Origin of the sequence: Curtobacterium sp. MCBD17_013, from assembly GCF_003234565.1 — a bacterium.
Taxonomy (GTDB): Bacteria; Actinomycetota; Actinomycetes; order Actinomycetales; family Microbacteriaceae; genus Curtobacterium.
The window spans coordinates 1-5,800 of record NZ_QKTU01000035.1 but is presented as its reverse complement, the minus strand read 5'-3'; the positions used below and the strand labels follow the sequence as shown (position 1 = coordinate 5,800).

Below are 5,800 nucleotides of genomic sequence, written 5' to 3'. Positions count from 1 at the left end.
GAGCGGCCGGGACAGTGTCCCGGAGCGAGCCGGCCTCAAGCGGGACCGTCCTCCACCGAGGTTCTGATCGGGACTTGCGCCTGATCGCTTCGACGCTTAGGATGTAAAACCTGCAACTGGTCCTCTCCTTCGGGATGAGCCATCCACCTCGTGTAGGGGGATGCACATCGGTTGCACAACCAAGAACACAGCTTCGTTGCTGATGTCCGGGGGTTCCCGGGTGGATGAGCGGATGCGTCTGGTCCTTGAGAACTCAACAGCGTGCACATTGTCAATGCCAATTTATTGACCCCGTGCGTGTCGGCCTTTGGGTTGGCGCGTTCGTGGACAATTCCTTTGGATTGAATGATTGTCAGTAGACAGTCTTTTCAGTCAGCATCAAATTCGCCTTCTGCTCTTCGGAGTGGTTGGGAACGTTTTTTACGGAGAGTTTGATCCTGGCTCAGGACGAACGCTGGCGGCGTGCTTAACACATGCAAGTCGAACGATGATGCCCAGCTTGCTGGGCGGATTAGTGGCGAACGGGTGAGTAACACGTGAGTAACCTGCCCCTGACTCTGGGATAAGCGTTGGAAACGACGTCTAATACTGGATATGACGGCCGATCGCATGGTCTGGTCGTGGAAAGAATTTTGGTTGGGGATGGACTCGCGGCCTATCAGGTAGTTGGTGAGGTAATGGCTCACCAAGCCGACGACGGGTAGCCGGCCTGAGAGGGTGACCGGCCACACTGGGACTGAGACACGGCCCAGACTCCTACGGGAGGCAGCAGTGGGGAATATTGCACAATGGGCGAAAGCCTGATGCAGCAACGCCGCGTGAGGGATGACGGCCTTCGGGTTGTAAACCTCTTTTAGTAGGGAAGAAGCGAAAGTGACGGTACCTGCAGAAAAAGCACCGGCTAACTACGTGCCAGCAGCCGCGGTAATACGTAGGGTGCAAGCGTTGTCCGGAATTATTGGGCGTAAAGAGCTCGTAGGCGGTTTGTCGCGTCTGCTGTGAAATCCCGAGGCTCAACCTCGGGCTTGCAGTGGGTACGGGCAGACTAGAGTGCGGTAGGGGAGATTGGAACTCCTGGTGTAGCGGTGGAATGCGCAGATATCAGGAAGAACACCGATGGCGAAGGCAGATCTCTGGGCCGTAACTGACGCTGAGGAGCGAAAGCGTGGGGAGCGAACAGGATTAGATACCCTGGTAGTCCACGCCGTAAACGTTGGGCGCTAGATGTAGGGACCTTTCCACGGTTTCTGTGTCGTAGCTAACGCATTAAGCGCCCCGCCTGGGGAGTACGGCCGCAAGGCTAAAACTCAAAGGAATTGACGGGGGCCCGCACAAGCGGCGGAGCATGCGGATTAATTCGATGCAACGCGAAGAACCTTACCAAGGCTTGACATACACCGGAAACGGCCAGAGATGGTCGCCCCCTTGTGGTCGGTGTACAGGTGGTGCATGGTTGTCGTCAGCTCGTGTCGTGAGATGTTGGGTTAAGTCCCGCAACGAGCGCAACCCTCGTTCTATGTTGCCAGCGGTTCGGCCGGGGACTCATAGGAGACTGCCGGGGTCAACTCGGAGGAAGGTGGGGATGACGTCAAATCATCATGCCCCTTATGTCTTGGGCTTCACGCATGCTACAATGGCCGGTACAAAGGGCGGCGATACCGTAAGGTGGAGCGAATCCCAAAAAGCCGGTCTCAGTTCGGATTGAGGTCTGCAACTCGACCTCATGAAGTCGGAGTCGCTAGTAATCGCAGATCAGCAACGCTGCGGTGAATACGTTCCCGGGCCTTGTACACACCGCCCGTCAAGTCATGAAAGTCGGTAACACCCGAAGCCGGTGGCCTAACCCTTGTGGAAGGAGCCGTCGAAGGTGGGATCGGTGATTAGGACTAAGTCGTAACAAGGTAGCCGTACCGGAAGGTGCGGCTGGATCACCTCCTTTCTAAGGAGCATCTGGCACTGCTGGCCTGGCCCGTTCGGGTTGGGGGTGGTGTCCAGGCGCCGGATCGAGACGAATGTTCTCGCCGGTAGCTCATGGGTGGAACATTGACAGTGGGTCCGGATGGATCTCGTGGATGCTAGTACGTCGGTTTCGGCCGGTTGGAACGGGTCTGTGGGTGAGGTTCGGGCCGTGCACGTTGTTGGGTCCTGAGGGACCAGGCTTCCCTGCTGCCTGTGTGGTGGTGGGGTTGGGGCTTGATGCCCCCTCGTTGGGCCAGTGCCAAGTCGACCGGTTGGTCGGGGCGGGCTGGTGCCGATCGTATGTTGAGAACTACACAGTGGACGCGAGCATCTTAGACGCTTGCTGATTCGTCGCCGGCTTTCGTGGTTGGTGGTGGGTCGGCTGGTGTCACAAGAGTGCGATTCGCTCCTGACGTCGTTTGGCGTTGGGACGAGTCAACACTGAGGCCGTGCATCGTTTTCGGTGCGCGGCAATCTTTGTGGTCAAGTTTCTAAGAGCAAACGGTGGATGCCTTGGCATCTGGAGCCGAAGAAGGACGTAGAAATCTGCGATAAGCCTCGGGGAGCTGATAATCGAGCTGTGAGCCGAGGATTTCCGAATGGGGAAACCCCGCCAGGCGTTTTGCGACCTGGTGACTCCCGCCTGAATGTATAGGGCGGGTAGAGGGAACGTGGGGAAGTGAAACATCTCAGTACCCACAGGAAGAGAAAACAACATGTGATTCCGTGAGTAGTGGCGAGCGAAAGCGGATGAGGCTAAACCGATCATGTGTGATAGCCGGCGGGCGTTGCATGGTCGGGGTTGTGGGACACGTCGCTCAGTTCTGCCGGACTGGGGCGGTTACAGCGCATCATAGTCGAACCGGTTTGAAAGCCGGGCCGTAGTGGGTGCCAGCCCCGTAGACGAAATGGTGTTATGGCCGGATGTGTATCCCAAGTAGCACGGGGCCCGAGAAATCCCGTGTGAATCTGTCAGGACCACCTGATAAGCCTAAATACTCCCAGATGACCGATAGCGGACAAGTACCGTGAGGGAAAGGTGAAAAGTACCCCGGGAGGGGAGTGAAATAGTACCTGAAACCGTTTGCTTACAAACCGTTGGAGCCTCCTTGTTGGGGTGACAGCGTGCCTTTTGAAGAATGAGCCTGCGAGTTAGCGATATGTGGCGAGGTTAACCCGTGTGGGGTAGCCGTAGCGAAAGCGAGTCTGAATAGGGCGATTCAGTCGCATGTCCTAGACCCGAAGCGAAGTGATCTATCCATGGCCAGGGTGAAGCGACGGTAAGACGTCGTGGAGGCCCGAACCCACTTCAGTTGAAAATGGAGGGGATGAGCTGTGGATAGGGGTGAAAGGCCAATCAAACTTCGTGATAGCTGGTTCTCTCCGAAATGCATTTAGGTGCAGCGTTGCGTGTTTCTTGCCGGAGGTAGAGCTACTGGATGGCCGATGGGCCCTACAAGGTTACTGACGTCAGCCAAACTCCGAATGCCGGTAAGTGAGAGCGCAGCAGTGAGACGGTGGGGGATAAGCTTCATCGTCGAGAGGGAAACAACCCAGACTACCAACTAAGGCCCCTAAGCGTGTGCTAAGTGGGAAAGGATGTGGAGTTGCACAGACAACCAGGAGGTTGGCTTAGAAGCAGCCACCCTTGAAAGAGTGCGTAATAGCTCACTGGTCAAGTGATTCCGCGCCGACAATGTAACGGGGCTCAAGCACACCGCCGAAGTTGTAGATTTCGTACCCAGACAAGCCTTCGTGGTTCAGTCGTACGGAGTGGTAGGAGAGCGTCGTGTGGCGAGTGAAGCGGCGGAGTGATCCAGCCGTGGACGCCACACGAGTGAGAATGCAGGCATGAGTAGCGAAAGACGGGTGAGAAACCCGTCCTCCGAAAGACCAAGGGTTCCAGGGCCAGGCTAATCCGCCCTGGGTAAGTCGGGACCTAAGGCGAGGCCGACAGGCGTAGTCGATGGACAACGGGTTGATATTCCCGTACCGGCGAACAACCGTCCCAGTCAATCCAGTGGTGCTAAGAGTCCTAACCCGGCTCGATCCTGATCCCTTCGGGGTGATGGACGTCCGGTCTAACGCTCGACCCCATGCTGGTGCGGCTAGCGTATTAACAGGTGTGACGCAGGAAGGTAGCTGAGCCAGGCGATGGTATCCGTAAGGTGAACCTGGTGTAAGGATGTAGGGCTGACGATAGGCAAATCCGTCGTCTGTACGCCTGAGATCCGATGCATACCCGTCATGGGGAATTCAGTGATCCTATGCTGCCGAGAAAAGCATCGACGCGAGGTTGCAGCTGCCCGTACCCGAAACCGACTCAGGTGGTCAGGTAGAGAATACCAAGGAGATCGAGAGAATCGTGGTTAAGGAACTCGGCAAAATGCCCCCGTAACTTCGGGAGAAGGGGGGCCGGAACCGTGAACGGACTTGCTCCGGGAGCGGGGAAGGCCGCAGAGACCAGTGGGAAGCGACTGTTTACTAAAAACACAGGTCCGTGCGAAGTCGCAAGACGATGTATACGGACTGACGCCTGCCCGGTGCTGGAAGGTTAAGAGGAAGGGTTAGCCTCACGGCGAAGCTCAGAATTTAAGCCCCAGTAAACGGCGGTGGTAACTATAACCATCCTAAGGTAGCGAAATTCCTTGTCGGGTAAGTTCCGACCTGCACGAATGGCGTAACGACTTCCCAGCTGTCTCAACCGCGAACTCGGCGAAATTGCACTACGAGTAAAGATGCTCGTTACGCGCAGCAGGACGGAAAGACCCCGTGACCTTTACTACAGCTTGGTATTGGTGTTCGGTGTGGCTTGTGTAGGATAGGTGGGAGACTGTGAAGCGGGCACGCCAGTGTTCGTGGAGTCGTTGTTGAAATACCACTCTGGTCACTCTGGATGTCTAACGTAGGACCCTGATCGGGTTCATGGACAGTGCCTGGTGGGTAGTTTAACTGGGGCGGTTGCCTCCCAAAAAGTAACGGAGGCGCCCAAAGGTTCCCTCAACCTGGTTGGCAATCAGGTGTCGAGTGTAAGTGCACAAGGGAGCTTGACTGTGAGACTGACAAGTCGAGCAGGGACGAAAGTCGGGACTAGTGATCCGGCAGTGGCTTGTGGAAGCGCTGTCGCTCAACGGATAAAAGGTACCTCGGGGATAACAGGCTGATCTTGCCCAAGAGTCCATATCGACGGCATGGTTTGGCACCTCGATGTCGGCTCGTCGCATCCTGGGGCTGGAGTAGGTCCCAAGGGTTGGGCTGTTCGCCCATTAAAGCGGTACGCGAGCTGGGTTTAGAACGTCGTGAGACAGTTCGGTCCCTATCCGCTGCGCGCGTAGGAAATTTGAGAAGATCTATCCCTAGTACGAGAGGACCGGGATGGACGAACCTCTGGTGTGTCAGTTGTTCTGCCAAGGGCACCGCTGATTAGCTACGTTCGGACCGGATAACCGCTGAAAGCATCTAAGCGGGAAGCCGTCTTCGAGATGAGATTTCCATGCCCCTTGTGGGTGAGAGGCTCCCAGTAGACGACTGGGTTGATAGGCCGGATGTGGAAGCGGGGACTAACGACCCGTGGAGCTGACCGGTACTAATAAGCCGATGACTTGATTACACTTCCCACCCGTTCGGGTGGGGCTCGCGTCCACTTTGTGGTTCCCGATATGCGATCGGGGATCATCCGCAGCAACTGCGGAACATGATCGTGAATATCGATGGTGTTCCGGTGGTCATAGCGAGAGGGAAACGCCCGGTCACATTCCGAACCCGGAAGCTAAGCCTCTCAGCGCCGATGGTACTGCAAGGGGGACCTTGTGGGAGAGTAGGACACCGCCGGACTCAACGT

At 56.5% G+C, this 5,800-nt stretch carries 3 rRNA genes; all 3 read left to right on the top strand.

The features are described 5' to 3' along the window. The first annotated feature begins 419 nt into the window (after positions 1 to 419). The 3 genes from DEI81_RS15855 to rrf all read left to right on the top strand — a co-directional run bounded on the left by DEI81_RS15855 (position 420) and on the right by rrf (position 5,793). A 16S ribosomal RNA gene (locus tag DEI81_RS15855) occupies positions 420 to 1,939 on the top strand. A 501-nt stretch (positions 1,940 to 2,440) separates the two neighbouring features. Beyond that, positions 2,441 to 5,569, top strand: a 23S ribosomal RNA gene (locus DEI81_RS15850). Positions 5,570 to 5,676: 107 nt separating this feature from the next. Continuing rightward, a 5S ribosomal RNA gene (gene rrf / locus DEI81_RS15845) occupies positions 5,677 to 5,793 on the top strand. The 16S, 23S and 5S rRNA genes sit together here, the layout of an rRNA operon. Positions 5,794 to 5,800: the final 7 nt, after the last annotated feature.